10 protein-coding genes and 1 pseudogene are annotated in these 15,149 nt (G+C 42.8%); 6 read left to right on the top strand and 5 right to left on the bottom strand.

The features are described 5' to 3' along the window. Positions 1-71 precede the first annotated feature (71 nt). From H6G08_RS33040 to H6G08_RS33030, 3 genes are all read right to left on the bottom strand, one after another. Positions 72-728: a response regulator transcription factor gene (locus H6G08_RS33040; protein WP_190550940.1), complete on the bottom strand. Its 657-nt coding sequence runs from the start codon at positions 726-728 to the stop codon at positions 72-74. A 135-nt stretch (positions 729-863) separates the two neighbouring features. Continuing rightward, complete coding sequence (locus H6G08_RS33035) at positions 864-1,946, bottom strand: sensor histidine kinase (protein WP_190550938.1); 1,083 nt, start codon at positions 1,944-1,946, stop codon at positions 864-866. A 54-nt stretch (positions 1,947-2,000) separates the two neighbouring features. After that, the gene (locus H6G08_RS33030; RefSeq protein ID WP_190550936.1) at positions 2,001-2,699 is read right to left on the bottom strand and encodes a Uma2 family endonuclease; all 699 of its coding nucleotides are present in this window, start codon (positions 2,697-2,699) and stop codon (positions 2,001-2,003) included. 590 nt (positions 2,700-3,289) lie between these two features. On the opposite strand from H6G08_RS33030, the gene kdpA reads away from it, so the two are divergent. Continuing rightward, complete coding sequence (gene kdpA, locus H6G08_RS33025; protein ID WP_190550934.1) at positions 3,290-5,053, top strand: potassium-transporting ATPase subunit KdpA; 1,764 nt, start codon at positions 3,290-3,292, stop codon at positions 5,051-5,053. Here the strand turns inward: kdpA and H6G08_RS33020 are convergent. Beyond that, positions 4,982-5,425, bottom strand: coding sequence for a hypothetical protein (locus tag H6G08_RS33020; protein ID WP_190550932.1), 444 nt, complete (start codon positions 5,423-5,425; stop codon positions 4,982-4,984). The genes kdpA and H6G08_RS33020 overlap by 72 nt on opposite strands. On the opposite strand from H6G08_RS33020, the gene kdpB reads away from it, so the two are divergent. The 4 genes from kdpB to H6G08_RS33000 all read left to right on the top strand — a co-directional run bounded on the left by kdpB (position 5,408) and on the right by H6G08_RS33000 (position 9,867). After that, on the top strand, positions 5,408-7,555 hold the full coding sequence (gene kdpB / locus H6G08_RS33015) for a potassium-transporting ATPase subunit KdpB (protein ID WP_190550930.1): 2,148 nt from the start codon (positions 5,408-5,410) through the stop codon (positions 7,553-7,555). The genes H6G08_RS33020 and kdpB overlap by 18 nt on opposite strands. Positions 7,556-7,784: 229 nt before the next feature. Continuing rightward, a complete protein-coding gene (locus H6G08_RS33010; protein ID WP_190550928.1) occupies positions 7,785-8,039 on the top strand; it encodes a potassium-transporting ATPase subunit F in 255 nt (84 codons plus the stop codon). Beyond that, a complete protein-coding gene (kdpC, locus tag H6G08_RS33005) occupies positions 8,039-8,647 on the top strand; it encodes a K(+)-transporting ATPase subunit C (protein WP_190550926.1) in 609 nt (202 codons plus the stop codon). Before H6G08_RS33010 ends, kdpC begins: the two co-directional genes overlap by 1 nt. Before the next feature lie 98 nt (positions 8,648-8,745). Next, positions 8,746-9,867: a sensor protein KdpD gene (locus tag H6G08_RS33000; protein ID WP_190550924.1), complete on the top strand. Its 1,122-nt coding sequence runs from the start codon at positions 8,746-8,748 to the stop codon at positions 9,865-9,867. 116 nt (positions 9,868-9,983) lie between these two features. On the opposite strand, the pseudogene H6G08_RS32995 reads toward H6G08_RS33000, so the two are convergent. Continuing rightward, positions 9,984-10,253 (bottom strand): annotated as a pseudogene (locus H6G08_RS32995) (DUF4351 domain-containing protein); the annotation flags it as partial. 333 nt (positions 10,254-10,586) lie between these two features. Here H6G08_RS32995 and H6G08_RS32990 point away from each other — a divergent pair. Then, positions 10,587-14,669: a DUF2157 domain-containing protein gene (locus H6G08_RS32990; RefSeq protein WP_190550920.1), complete on the top strand. Its 4,083-nt coding sequence runs from the start codon at positions 10,587-10,589 to the stop codon at positions 14,667-14,669. The last annotated feature ends 480 nt before the right edge of the window (positions 14,670-15,149 follow it).

The following is a 15,149-nucleotide window of genomic DNA, read 5'->3' as shown; positions in this document are numbered from 1 at the left end:
GGGGCAGGGGGCAGGGGGCAGGGGGCAGGGAGCAGGGGGACAAATGACAAATGACAAATGACAAATGACAACTAACCATTTTTAATTAAGCGTTTTTGGAAGGCAACAACTACAGCTTGAGTGCGATCGCTTACTTCTAATTTCTGTAAAATGGCATGAATATGTACCCGCACTGTTCCCGGTGCAATATATAATTCTTGGGCTATTTCTTGATTGGTTTTACCTGCGGCTAACAGTGTGAGAATTTCTTGTTCGCGTACAGTTAGGGGATTGACAACAGGCTTTGTTTGTGGTTCTATCTCCGATGGTTCAGAACTCAAAGAAGAACGAATTTCTTGAGTTGCAGTAGCATCCCACCAAGAAGCACCAGCCGCAACCGAACGCAGTGCTAAAACTAATTTTTCCGCCGCAATACCTTTAAGACAGTAGCCTTGTGCGCCGGCTTCAATTAGGCGTGTAATTAAAGGTTTTTGGGAATGGGAAGTCAGAACTAAAATCGGTAACAGAGGATTTTGCTGTTTAATTTGTCTGCAAGCTTCAATTCCGCCAATTCCCGGTAAACCCACATCTAACAGCACCACATCCACAAGAGTTTGCTTAACTAACTCAATAGCTGTTTCCCCATCTTCAGCTTCCGCGACAATCTCTAACTCAGGTTCTTGTTGCAATCGCACCCGCAAACCTAAGCGAAAAAGTTCGTCATCTTCAACCAGGAGAATTTTGATCATTTGTCATTTGTCATTTGTCATTTGTCATTTGTCAGAGACGCGATGAATCGCGTCTGTACAATTGTCTCCCTTGTCTTCCTTGTCCCCCTTGTCTTCCTTGTCCCCCTTGTCCCCCTTGTTCCTCTTCCCTAGCCCCTATATTGGATAAACGGGTAATTTGAAAGCAAACATCGCACCAGTGGGTAGTCTGTTTTCTGCCCAAATTATACCGCCGTGGGCTGTAATAATTTGGCGAGATAAATAAAGTCCTAAGCCTGAACCTTTGGCTTGACGATCGCTATGTCCTTGGTAAAATCTTTCAAAGATATGAGGTAACTCTGCTGTTTCAATTCCTGCGCCTGTATCTAAAATTTTCACGACTTGGTAATTAGTTTGCGGTTCTAACACTACTTCCACTCTTCCCCCGCGTCGGGAATGATTAATTGCATTGACTAATAAATTATTAAATACTCGCTGTAGTTGCAAAGCATCACCTTGAACCCATAAAGCGCGTCGCCAATCGGAATCGCCATAACTCACCGCTAAATGAACGCGACGATTGGCGGCTAATTCAATTAAACTGCTAGCGGCATCTTCTGCTAAGTTGGTTAAATCTACAGGGGCTAAGTTTAGTTTTAAACCTTCTGTATCGTTGCGATAGATATCTAATAAAGTTTCTAAAAGTTGTAGGGAAGTTTGATGGCTACGCGCCATTGTCGCTAAAACTTGTTGCTGGGTGGGTGATACAGAACCAAATTTTTCTTGTTGAAAGGCTTTGATGGTTTCAATCGCACCTAGCAATGGGGTTTTTAAATCATGGGTGATTGTGGAAGCAAAATCTTCGCGGACTTTGACTAATTCCGCTTGCGATTCTAGTTTAGCACGAGCGATCGCGATCGCTTCTTGGGAACGACGCAGGCGATCGCTTAATATACCTGTAACCATTAAAGCCAAAACTGCGATCGCGCGACTAGCAATAGTCGATGCTTTTATTGTTTCATTTTCTGGCCAGAAAAGATTTAAAATCGTGAAGCCGACTGCAATTAATGTGGCGTAAAAGGTAGCAATCCTGCCGTACCAGGCATTAGTTAATAATATCGGGCCTGTATATAAATATCCAAATACATATTCAGTTGGTGTAGAAAACTCCATCAATATGACAGTCAGGAATAGCCCTAAGATGACTGTAAACCTACTAGCTTGATAGTTATTGGGCATGGGGCATTGGGCATTGGGCATTGGGCATGGGGCATGGGGGAGTTTTCAGCTATCCTGGCAGCAGGAGTGATTTTATTATTCATTCTTCAATCTGAGATTTTCTGCAAAATTATGGTGTTCTGTACTTGCTAAACCTTGCTGCAAAATTTCTAATACTCTAGCTAAATTTCCAGTTAATAATGCTCCTTTATCTAACCACAAACCCGGAAAAATTTGGGAACAAATCACGCCATCAGCATTAGGCGTAAGCTGAATATATTCCCCTTCTTGTAACTTAAACCAATCAAATTCACCTTCATAAACTCGCCATACTAAATATTCTTGTACTTGATTGCGGCGATATACTTTTAACTTATCGTGTAAATCTAGAGAAACGCTACTAGCTGCAACTTCTACAACTAACTCTGGCGCACCTTCAATATAGTCATCATCACTTATACGCGCCTGTCCCCCCTGAGTAATCAGCAAACATGCATCTGGTTGAGGTTCGTTATCAGCATCTAAGCGCACAGTAGCATTATCGCCTAACTCTACCCCAGGCGTTGCAGATTCATATAAACTCAACCAACCCATAATATAAGCATGGGGTTTACCATGACTTCTAAAACGTACCGGAGATGCCATATATACAATTCCTTCAATCAGTTCCGCTTTTTTCACTTCAGGCATAGCATGATAACGACGCTCAAATTCAGGGCGAGTCAGTTTATCACCATTTTCTAAAGGTGGAAGAGTTGAGGCAGCAATGATAATTGCGTTAGGGCGTGTAATCATATTTCGATCCACAGCAATTTAACTATTATTAACTATAGCAATCCTATTTCAGTTGCGAAAAATATCGGTTTTGGCTGTTGACTGTTGACTGTTAACCGTTCACAGTCAACAACCCTGCTTGTAATATTTCACAAATCATTAGGATTGCTATATTTTCTCTTAGCTTCCCGTCTAAGGCGTCCTTGGCGGTTTATTTTCATCCCAATTTAAATAGTATTTGCGGTATATCAATCAATACGGTTCAGTTAAGGATAAATGTAGGTTGGGTTAAACGAAGTGAAACCCAACAAAGCGCCGAAAATGTTGGGTTTCGTCCCTCAACCCAACCTACGCTAAATCAGTTTTTTGACTGCTGAAACCGAAGGGCGGTTTATTTTCAAGAATTTGGAAATCATTGTTAATCTTGGTGTTTAGGTAATTATCTAAACGCTCTAAACGCTAGATATAGAAATAATAAACGCTTGACTATATCTAAAATAAGCCTGTTTTTATACCTTCTACATATTGTCTTGATGGCTTAATCAAATGATGATGTAAATAAATTAATAATTGGTTGACAAATTTAGTATCACCAATTGAGATAACTCATCATGTTACAAGGATGGATACAAATAGGATTAACGCTACTCATTGTCGCGGCGATAACTCCTATTTTTGGTAGATATATAGCGCGGGTTTTCTTAGAACAGCGAACTTGGCTTGATCCAATTCTCAATCCAGTTGAAGGATTGCTTTACTCTTTAGTTGGCGTTCCTACTAAAGAAAATATGACAGGTTGGCAGTACGCCAGAGCTATTTTGTATAGCAATATAGTGATGGGGTTGCTGATATTTTTCATTCTGATTAATCAAGGATGGCTACCCCTAAACCCAACTAAGATTGGTGCGCCAACTTGGGATACAGCATTACACACAACTATATCTTTTATTACTAATACCAACCAGCAACATTATTCCGGAGAAACTTACCTCAGCTATGGTAGCCAAATTTGGGGAATTGGTTATCACATGTTCACCTCGGCGGCGACTGGGTTGGCGGTGGGGATTGCTTTTATTCGCGGGTTGACTGGTAGACCTTTGGGTAATTTTTATGTAGATTTAATTCGGGCAATTACGCGGATTTTATTACCTATTTGTATTGTCGGCGCTATTGTTTTGATGGCGGCTGGCGTACCGGAAACTTTAGCGGGGCCTGTTGTTTTCCCGACTTTAGAAGATTCTAATATTAATCAGGCGATCGCGCGCGGCCCGGTTGCCCATTTTGAAATCATCAAACAATTAGGAGAAAACGGCGGCGGCTTTTTCGCTATCAACTCAGCCCATCCTTTTGAAAATCCCAACCCATTAACAAACTTAATTGAGATTGTGGCGATGCTATCTATCCCGACATCGCTGATTTATACATACGGTTTGTTTGCCAATAACCGCAAACAAGCTTGGTTAGTTTACGGGATGGTAAGCGTACTTTTTCTCACATTCGTGATTGTTAACGCCGTTGGGGAATATAACGGAAATTCCGCAGTCAATGGGATTTTAGGCAGTACACAACCGAATTTAGAAGGCAAGGAAGTTAGATTTGGTTGGGCGCAGTCGGCATTATTTGCCACAGCCACCACAGGAACCATGACTGGTGCTGTTAATAGTATGCATGATTCCTTTATGCCTAACGGCGGTTTTGTCACCCTGTCGAATATGTTCTTGCAAATTATATGGGGGGGACAAGGTACGGGAACAGCTTACTTATTTGCCTACTTAATTTTGGCAGTATTTGCCACAGGTTTAATGGTAGGGCGCACGCCAGAATTTCTCGGACGCAAAATCGAAAAGCGCGAGGTAGTGCTGGCGAGTTTTTTGATTTTGTTAGTTCATCCCATCGCCATTATGATTCCTGCGGGTATCACCTTAGCCTTTCCCGAACAACTGACAGGAATTAGTAACCCTGGCTTTCACGGTTTCGCCCAAGTCATTTATGAATACGCCTCGGCGGCGGCTAATAATGGTTCGGGATTGGAAGGTTTAGGCGATTCCCAACCATCACCCATAGCTATTGCTACAGGTGCAAAAACCACCGTCACCGCTTTGTGGTGGAACCTCAGTACATGCTTCAGTTTACTTGCTGGGCGCTACATCCCCGTTATCGGTTTGCTGTTGCTTGCAGATAGTTTATCTCGTAAACAACAAGTTCCTTTCAACGTCGGTACATTGCGCACCGACACCGGATTATTTACAGGCGTCACCGCCGGCGTAATTTTAATTCTCGGCGCACTAACATTCTTCCCCGTTCTAGCATTCGGCCCCATTGGTGAAGCATTTTATATGGGCATGGGGCATGGGGCATTGGGCATGGGGCATTGAAGGTGCAACATTCAAGCTCAAAGCTGCAAGTTTCGGCATCAAAGCTGCAATGTTCTTGTTCAAAACCTCAACGTTCTTGTTCAAAACCTCAACGTTCTTGTTCAAAACTGCAACGTTCTTGTTCAAAACCTCAACCGTCACCCTCAAAGCCTCAACGTTCATGTTCAAAGCTGCAACGTTCATGTTCAAAGCCTCAACGTTTGTGTTCAAAACCTCAACGTTCAAGCTAAAAGCCTCAAACGTCACCTTCAAAGGCTCAACAAACATTATATTCACTACACCTTTTACCCCAATCACAACTTCTTTATTCCCCCTGCCCCCTGCTCCCTGCCCCCCTGCATCCTTTTCCCCCTTATGAACCCCAACACCCACTCATCCCCCCGCCCGCCGCGCGTTCCCCAGGGAACACGCGACTCCCGCAGACACACGCCGAAAGCAGATATGCGGGGACTTTATCAAAGAGCAATCAAAGAGTCATTTGTCAAGCTCCATCCCCGGATTGCTGTCAAGAATCCTGTAATGTTTGTCGTCTGGGTTGGAACAATTGTGACATTTCTCGTTACTCTCAACCCTAATTTATTCGGTACATTACAGGCAGATGTCAACCAGCAACGGTTGTTAAACGGATTAATTACCTTAATTCTCTTTTTCACAGTTGTCTTTGCCAACTTTGCCGAAGCAGTCGCCGAAGGTAGAGGAAAAGCTCAAGCAGATTCTTTAAGGTCTACACGTTCCGATGCGATCGCGCACAAAATTCTCCCCGATGGTACAATCGTCCAAGTTAACTCCACAGAATTACTCCGCAACGATTTAGTTAAAGTCATCGCCAATGATATGATTCCGGCGGATGGCGAAGTCATACAAGGTATCGGTTCGGTAGATGAATCGGCAATTACGGGAGAATCTGCGCCTGTACTCAAGCAACCAGGTACAGATATTGCTAGTTCTGTCACTGGCGGAACGCGCTTACTCTCCGATGAATTAACAATACGCATTACCGCCGACCCCGGTCAAGGTTTTATCGACCGGATGATTTCTTTAGTAGAAGGCGCAGAAAGAACCAAAACACCAAACGAAATCGCCCTCACCGTATTATTAGCCGTTCTCACCCAAGTCTTTTTAATTGTCGTGGCAACCATGCCACCCTTTGTTAATTACATCGCCAACTTTATTACTATTGTCTTTGGCGCGGAAGCCGGCATTAGTTTACGTGCAGGTGCTAGCGTTGCTATCTTAATTTCCCTGTTGGTAGCTTTAATACCCACCACTATCGGTGGTTTACTCAGTGCCATTGGCATTGCAGGCATGGATAGAGTCGCCCAATTTAACGTCATTGCCACATCCGGCAGAGCAGTAGAAGCTTGCGGTGACATCAACGCCTTAGTGCTAGATAAAACAGGTACAATCACCTTGGGAAACCGCATGGCTGATGAATTTATCCCAGTTAATAGTTACACCGTTGCAGATGTCGCCAGAGTTGCCTTAGCTGCTAGTATATTTGATGAAACACCAGAAGGCAGATCAATTGTCAAACTAGCCGAAAATGCCGGAATAGTTGTTGATTTTGATAGCAAACAAGCCGAAGGTGTAGAATTTTCCGCCAAAACCCGCATGAGTGGGACGAATTTACCCAATGGTAAGCAAGTGCGTAAAGGTGCTGTGGATGCGATTAAAGGCTTTGTCCGTTCTCGCGGTGGTAGAATTCCCGATGATATCGATGCAGCTTATGAGCGAGTTTCCCGATTAGGCGGTACACCCTTAGCCGTGTGTCAAGATGACCAAATTTTCGGCGTTATCTATCTCAAAGATATTGTAAAACCAGGTTTACGGGAAAGATTCGACCAACTACGGCGTATGGGTGTACGTACCATCATGTTAACAGGCGATAATCGCATCACCGCAAGCGTGATTGCCCAAGAAGCCGGCGTTGATGACTTCATCGCCGAAGCTACACCAGAAGATAAAATCAGCGTCATTCGCTCTGAACAATCCCAAGGTAAACTAGTCGCCATGACAGGCGATGGAACCAATGATGCACCCGCATTAGCTCAAGCCAACGTCGGTGTAGCCATGAACTCCGGTACTCAAGCCGCCAAAGAAGCTGCTAACATGGTGGACTTAGATTCAGATCCCACTAAGTTAATTGATTTAGTCACCATTGGCAAACAATTGTTGATTACCCGTGGCGCATTAACCACCTTTTCTATTGCTAATGATATCGCCAAATACTTTGCTATTATCCCCACAATCTTTGCCGCCGCAGGGATTGGTGCATTAAATATTATGGGATTGAAAAGTGCGCAATCGGCAATTATTTCGGCGTTGATTTATAACGCCTTGATTATTCCTGTATTGATTCCTCTCGCACTTAAAGGGGTGAAGTTTCGTCCTTTAACGGCGGATCAATTATTGAAACGTAACATATTTATTTATGGTGTAGGCGGTATTATTGCACCTTTTATTGCCATCAAATTTATCGATGTGATTTTACCACTCTCTTAAATTCTTCTTGGCGTTCTTGGCGTCTTGGCGGTTCATTTAAAAAAAGAATCTCACGCAAAGGCGCAAAGGCGCAAAGGTATAAAGGAAAATCTTTTCTCTGTGTTCTCTGTGTCTCTGCGGTTCATTTCTTAAAAATACCAATGCGGTGCAATTTAATCAATGTGACATATCAATTGTCGCACAGGGCGGGGAGACCCCGCCCCTACGATGACGTTCTTTTTATTGATTTATGAAAACTCAAACCTCTTATACCCAAATAATCGAAGATTTCGCTGCAATATTCTCAAATTGTCGCAACCAAAAACTGCCTTTATCCCTATTCTTAGGAATGTGCTTTAACCTAATAATTGCGCCTGTCGTATATGCAGCCACAGGCGAACAATTTTCTCGCACACAAGCCTGGGCTTTAGGATTATTAGGACTAGTTACATTAAGCCTTTCCATCTATTTATTTTTTGTTATGTTTGTACCGGAGAAATTCTAATGAGTTTAGCAACAGAAGCCAGCAGAGCAATTCGTTCCACCCTTGTATTGTGGATTATTAGCGCCATTATCTACCCATTTTTCACCATCGCAATTGGGCAGATTGTCTTTCCATCCCAAGCTAATGGTAGTTTAATTACAGATAGCCAAGGTCAGGTTATCGGTTCTAGTTTAATAGGTCAACCCTTCACAAGCGATCGCTATTTTAACTCTCGTCCCAGCACCACCAGCTACAGTACCGCCAATCCTAAGCAAGATGAAGCGAAAATTCTGCAAACTGGGGTTTCTGGCGCTAGTAATCTCGCTCCCAGCAATTCAGCCTTACTAGAACGCATCCAAGGTAAAAATGGCGATTTCACCCGACTCAAAACCGCAGGGATACAACCCACCGCAGATTTAGTTTACACCTCTGGTTCTAGCCTTGACCCCCACATTACCCCAACAGCCGCCAAAGCGCAAATTTCCCGCATCGCCAAAGCGCGAGGAATTTCACCCCAACAGTTAGAAACTTTGATTCAGCAACACACTGACAGTCGATTTTTGGGTATATTTGGCGAACCTGGGGTGAATGTCTTGCAATTAAATCTCGCTTTAGATGCATTAAACTAGGGGCTAGGATATAGGGGCTAGGGACTAGAGAAGATGAATTTTTTTTTGAATTTTGAATTTTGAATTTTGAATTTTGAATTTTGAATTGTTAACGATGAATGTTTCATAACTCGACAATCTCGCCTGATAGCACTTACATTCGTCCTCACCGACGCGGGAAACATAAAATTTTCATTGGGATGGCTCCTGGCGTCGGTAAAACCTACAAAATGTTAGAAGAAGCCCATCAGCTTAAGCAAGATGGGATTGATGTTGTCATCGGTGTTTTGGAAACTCATGGACGCAAAGAAACCGCAGAGAAAGCGCTAGGGTTAGAGATAATTCCCAAAACAGTCACTATCCGCGAAAAGGTGACTTTACAGGAAATGGATACAGATGCCATTGTAAAGCGATCGCCTCAACTTGTGTTAGTCGATGAACTTGCACACACAAATGTACCCGGTTCTCTCAGAGAAAAACGCTACCAAGATGTAGAAGAAATTTTAAATGCTGGTATTGATGTTTACTCCACCGTCAACATTCAGCATTTAGAAAGTTTAAATGATTTAGTCGCGAGAATTACAGGCGTTGTCGTGCGCGAACGGATTCCCGACAGAATATTAGATGAAGCTGACGCCGTTGTCGTCATTGATGTTACCCCCGAAACCTTAGAAGAACGTTTGCGTGAAGGGAAAATTTATGGCTCCGAAAAAATTCAGCAATCCCTAGAAAACTTCTTTCAGCGTCGTAACTTAATAGCTTTGCGCGAACTCGCCTTAAGAGAAGTTGCAGATACAGTTGAAGAAGACGCCAATACTTCTCCTTTGCAAGGACAAACTTGTAATATTCGCGAACGAGTTTTAGTATGTGTCTCTACCTATCCTAATTCCGTGCAATTGTTGCGGCGAGGTGCGCGGATTGCTAATTATATGAATGGGCGACTTTATGCGATTTTCATCGCTAATCCTGAGCGCTTCCTCAGCAAAAAAGAAAGTTTACATATTGATACTTGTGAAAAGTTATGTAAAGAATTTGGCGGCGAATTTTTACATGTTAAAAGTTACAATGTAGCTCCAGAAATTGCCCAAGTCGCAGCCAAGTATCACATTACCCAAATTGTCATTGGCGAAACTCAACAACCGCGTTGGAAAAGATGGTTAAAAGGTTCTTTTACTCAGCGATTGATGGAGTTAATTAGAAAACAAAATATAGATTTACATATTATTGCAACAGAAAAATAAATCGTAATTTAAGGGAACTCCAAGAAATAAATTATGCAGTTTCGGGAATGAAAAGGACTTTTTCTCCCCCTGCCCCCTGCCTTCACACGATGGAATATTTTATTTTCTGGAAGTCCCTAAGAGGCTTGTTGAATTAACCAAGCTTCTAAATCGGCAACTGATGAGAAATCTAAAAATGCTTCTCCTAATATTTCTAATTGCTCAATAGATAATGCGCCAATTCTGGCAACCAATGATGCCTCAATTTCACCAAAGCGGCGATTGATTTGACGTAAAATTAGCCGTTGTTCTCCTTGTTTAATTCCCTCAACTTGTCCTTCTTGTTTAGCGAGTTCTCTGTCTTGCTGATACAGTGGTGCTAATCGCATAACTAACTCCCTATAATCTTGAAATTAGATAATTGAGTCATCTTAATAGGACTGACGCAGACTCTACGAATTCTTGGCGTTCTTGGCGTCTTGGCGGTTCCATAAATTAAGTATTTAGGAAATTTTTGCGGAAGTCAGATTGAATAATGTTTTGTAATATTGCATAAAGGTTTGTTAACAGTCAACCGTCAACCGTCAACTGTTAACAAATAATAAATTTATTGATTACTTGCCCTGACCATAGCGTAGGCTTACTGAGTATTGTTTAGGTAAATTAAGTGGCACACAAGCAACCACAAGATATTTGCTGACAAGATTTGATAAACGTATATCCTTATACAGATGCGGTTTATGTTACCAGATATCCCGCTCAGATTTGAAATTAAGCTGCCATCTTACCATCCTCAATTATTGGAAGGATTGGACTTATGGTTGCGTTTCGGTTTGATATCGGATAGCCAAGTTAGACAGATTTGTCGCGAATATCTTGTGTGTCCGATAACAGTGCAAGTTCCCGTAGTCACAGCAACAGCCGATCCGGTGAAACCATTACCTGTAAATATGTTACAGGCAATTTCTATACCGTCGGCTAGTCGCGATGCAGAACCAGCAGCCAAGCCAGCAAAACCCAATTTTCTCACCACAATGTTGCAGTCTTTGGGTGAGGAATTGAGTGTCCGTTGGTTGCTGTTTTTAGGCGTATTTTTAGTAGTGGTATCCTCTGGGGTACTAGCTGCGAGTCAATGGGAAAAATTCCCCGCTTCGGGACAATATGGGGTTTTATTTGCTTATACTTTAAGCTTTTGGGGCTTCGGTTTTTGGGCAGCAAAACAAAATAACCTAAGATTAACAGCGCAAACTTTGCTGCTGGTGAGTTTGTTGTTAGTACCTGTCAATTTTTGGGCAATGGACAGTTTTAAACTGTGGCACAATCCTTTAGATTGGATCACAGTGGCGATCGCAGCTCCAACTCTGACAGTGATGACGGCTTTACTGTTCAGTAATCGTCTATTTTCAATTAATTTACGTACTGATAAGTTACTGTTAGTTAATATTCTGGGCTTATCTTTCTTACATTGGGGTTGGAAATTACCCAATTTTCCCTTAATTGCCGTTTATTTGGCAATGATTGGCACCACTATTATTACTATTTATCATAATCGTTACCGCAGGCAGAAAACCCCAGACGCTACACCGACTGAAGGTAGCAGCAGAATTAGTTTAGGAATTCGCTTACCAGCTGCGATCATTGTATATGCCCTGATAGTTTTATTAATGCGGGCAATTTTTATTGTCCAAGTAGATGTTACTCAGCTGGGTTTAGCCATTGGTATTTGCGGTTGGTTAATGACTTGGTTGGCGCAACGGGAGATAACAGAGCAGGGGAGCAGGGAGCAGGGAGCAGGGGGAGTAGAAGTAGAGCAGGGGAGCAGGGAGCAGGGAGCAGGGGGAGTAGAAGCAGAGCAGGGGAGCAGGGAGCAGGGAGCAGGGGGAGTAGAAGTAGCGCAGGGGAGCAGGGAGCAGGGAGCAGGGGGAGTAATTTCTTCCTTGTCCCCCTCGTCCCCCTTGTCCCCCTTGTCTTCCTTTATCATCTGGGAAAGACTCGGTAGTATTGTACTATTCTTAGGTTGGTTGGTTGCAGTTTTCAACTATCCGGGGCAAGCTATTGCTGTAAGTGGGTTGGCTTTGCAGTTTTCTGGAAGTCGCTTGCAAAGATATAGTTTACAGACTGATTTCGTCGCTGTATTTGTCATTGGTTTACAAGCGATTTGGTTGGGTTGGCGGTTAGTACCTGCAAATATTCAAACACAAGCGATCGCATTTGGTACACAATTAACTCATTCCCAAAATGTACCTTGGGCTTTGTTGAGTATTGCTTTCTTTCCCTACCTGATATTAATGGTGGGGTTAACAGATTTGTTTTATCGTCAGCAAAAGCGCCAATTAGTAATCTGTGGTGATGGATTGACGCTGATTTTAGGGACTGTGTTAACCACAATCGCCTTGGTAAATCCTACATTGCGATCGCTCAATTTATTATTATCTACCATCACTTTAGTTAACATCACCAAACGCCGCTTACCCAGACAAAGCCAATCTTCTCCCTTGGTATATCTCACCCACATCATGGGAGTTTTGACGCTTTGCTCGACTGTGGATTGGTTATTCCCAACTTTGGGGAGGGAATTTTGGGCGAGTATTTTGTTAGTGTTGATGGTGGTGGAGTTAGGATTAAGTCTGACTCAGGGAATTTGGCGAGAAAGTGCATTGCTGATTGGTTTAGGATTAGCCGCAGCCAGTTATATTTTACTTTGGGCAAATGGCGAATCAGCTTGGTATGGTGAGGTGCGCAGTCAGCAGCAGTGGGGAATTATCTGGTTAGTTACGCCGTTAACTCTTACAGCTATCGCCAGCCGTAACAATACCCAGGAGCGCAGAGTTAATACTAGCTTGAGTATTGTCTCCTTAGGATTGGCGCAGTTACTAACTATACATTTACCAGGAACAAGATTAATCGCCTTAGCAGTAGCTACGGCGGTGATGTATTTCAATACGAGTTATTTACGCTACGAACTAACAGCCGCAATTACTCTAGGCTTTGGCCTAACTTTTATCGGCACGCTGTTGTGGGAAGGAATACCCGGATTACCCCATTTAAGTGTTGCAGGTTGGTTTTTAGTAGGCGCGATCGCTACTTTTAGTTTATGGTATGGACGAGCATTTTTAATTCGCCAAAACAAGCCACTCGCAACTATATATGCAAAGGCTAGCGATAAATGGGCGATCGCATTTTGTAGTCTAGAATTATTCTTGCTCACAGTCCATTCCCTCGCTGTTTACGAGAAATTCCAGACATCAGGAATTTTATATTTAACTAGTATCGCCATCACCTTGGCAGGTATTGTCTATCGCAGTTGGCGCGAACCAAATAACTGGGCGTTTTACGGTATTGGCTGGGGGTTGGAATTACTGGTAGCAGAAATCCTCGGCTTTTGGGGACGTTCGACAGTAAATATGGCGATCGCGAATATTGCCTTGGGTTTAAGCGCCGAAGTTGTGGGAGAATGGTGGCGACGACGCTATCAAGTACGCCTCAACAGCTTGCATATTCTGCCATTGGTGTATGCTGTTTTAAGTGTGATATTACGCCTAGATACCTTTGAAAGTTGGACAGGCTTATGTTCTCTCGGCGTAGCTTTAATTTTCATTGGTGTCGGGCGCAGAACCGAGAAATTCCAACCCCTGCTGTACTTGGGAATTATTGGTGTTTCCCTTTCTGCTTATGAACTGCTGTTTTACCAAATGTCTCAAGCCAAAGGTGGCGCTTATGGCGATGCCTTAATTGCAATGGCAACTTTGGGTACAGGTATTATGTACGCCTACCGGATTTTATCACCTTGGCTGGGCGATTATTTACGCTTAACTCCCAGACAATTAAAAGCCATCACTCATTTGCACTGGGCTTGGAGTAGTTTTCTGTTATTAGCGGGAATTGTTGCACCCATCGAAGTGAATCGCCTGTTAGGTTTGGGTACAGGGATTGTCTTGGTTCAGTATGCAATATTTGAAGGTAGGAATATCACCGCATCTACTCAAATCCTGGGTGACATTACCATCGCCGAGATTTGGGTATACATCGGTTTATTACAAGTAGCCGCCCTGAGAATATATTGGCGTCAGACAATTATCGAGCATCTTTTCGGTAATATTTTATTACCTTGGAATGGTGCGATCGCTTGTGTGTTCGCCTACTTCCTCTACATTTTACCTTGGGAGGATTGGGGCTGGTCAAGACGACCTTGGCGCAACGCTGCATATATTATCCCACTGATAATTTTAGCGGAAACCAGCCTGAAAGTTTACCCGATAACTTTAGCGATCGCTGCTTGTTACTATATCTTCCTCGCCAAAATCGAAAACAACATCCGCTTTACCTATATCAGCATCGGCTTAATTGATTGGGCGTTATGTCGCTGGTTCGTTGACTTACAGCTCAATGATAGTTTGTGGTATGTCACCGTCATTGGTTTATCTTTACTGTATATTGCCCACATAGATCCTTGGCTCAGGCTACCAGAAGGTAAGGAAACTCGCCACAGTTTAAGGATGGTGGGGAGTGGCTTAATTTGCGGTTGGGCTATGTTCTTTAATCAAGATACCGCCCTTATACCGGGAATTTTCAGCTTAATTGCCATTTTCGCTGGCTTAGGCTTGCGAATCCGCGCCTTTCTTTATGTAGGTACGGCGGCGTTTTTATTTACTAGTATTTACCAGCTAATAATTTTCAGCTTGCGTTATCCTTTTTTAAAATGGGTAGTTGGCTTGTTTGTAGGGATAGTTTTAATTTCTATCGCTGCTAACTTTGAAACCCGACGAGCGCAGATTAGTTCTTTACTGCGCAATACTAATGATGAATTTCATAATTGGCAATAGGGTAATTTTGAATTTTTGCCTTAATTCCAGTGGAACGGTTTACTAGAAAAAGCGTCGATTATTTCAATGTTCAAGATTCTATAAGGAGAACTTTGACATGATATCTGAGGATAATAGTCCTAAAGACCGTATCTCAACTGATATAATTAAGCAATTTCTCATAGGCATCGCATTTGGATTAGTACTGGCGCTTATCCCTCTGCAATACATCTCGCTATCAGTTATAGATTTGAAATTGTTACATATCATTGTTTTAGCTGCACTAGTTTTATTTTGTGGAGTAATAGCGGCTATTTTCGGAAACAAATTTTTGGGTTGGTTGATGACATTTCTAGACTCTATTCCTCCTTTGAGTTGAGTCTTTACAAGTATTGGAGCAGAAAGCCCACACTTTATGCTTGCATCAGTGTGGGTATTTTACGGGTAGTATGAATGCTTTTGCGGAGCGTCTCGAAGAGAAGCACCGACGGTTTCCCTGTG

This window comes from Calothrix anomala FACHB-343 (assembly GCF_014696435.1).
GTDB lineage: Bacteria > Cyanobacteriota > Cyanobacteriia > Cyanobacteriales > Nostocaceae > Aulosira > Aulosira anomala_A.
The sequence above is the reverse complement of the archived record's forward strand: the minus strand, read 5'-3'. Positions and strand labels throughout refer to the sequence as shown.

Bases quoted from the DNA above. Each gene is read 5' to 3' on its own strand.
- H6G08_RS33040 (WP_190550940.1), bottom strand. From the start codon at position 728: ATGATCAAAATTCTCCTGGTTGAAGATGACGAACTTTTTCGCTTAGGT.
- H6G08_RS33030 (WP_190550936.1), bottom strand. From the start codon at position 2,699: ATGATTACACGCCCTAACGCAATTATCATTGCTGCCTCAACTCTTCCA.
- H6G08_RS33000 (WP_190550924.1), top strand. From the start codon at position 8,746: ATGTTTCATAACTCGACAATCTCGCCTGATAGCACTTACATTCGTCCT.
- H6G08_RS33010 (WP_190550928.1), top strand. From the start codon at position 7,785: ATGAAAACTCAAACCTCTTATACCCAAATAATCGAAGATTTCGCTGCA.
- kdpC (WP_190550926.1), top strand. From the start codon at position 8,039: ATGAGTTTAGCAACAGAAGCCAGCAGAGCAATTCGTTCCACCCTTGTA.
- kdpA (WP_190550934.1), top strand. From the start codon at position 3,290: ATGTTACAAGGATGGATACAAATAGGATTAACGCTACTCATTGTCGCG.
- H6G08_RS33035 (WP_190550938.1), bottom strand. From the start codon at position 1,946: ATGCCCAATGCCCAATGCCCCATGCCCAATAACTATCAAGCTAGTAGG.
- H6G08_RS32990 (WP_190550920.1), top strand. From the start codon at position 10,587: ATGTTACCAGATATCCCGCTCAGATTTGAAATTAAGCTGCCATCTTAC.
- kdpB (WP_190550930.1), top strand. From the start codon at position 5,408: ATGAACCCCAACACCCACTCATCCCCCCGCCCGCCGCGCGTTCCCCAG.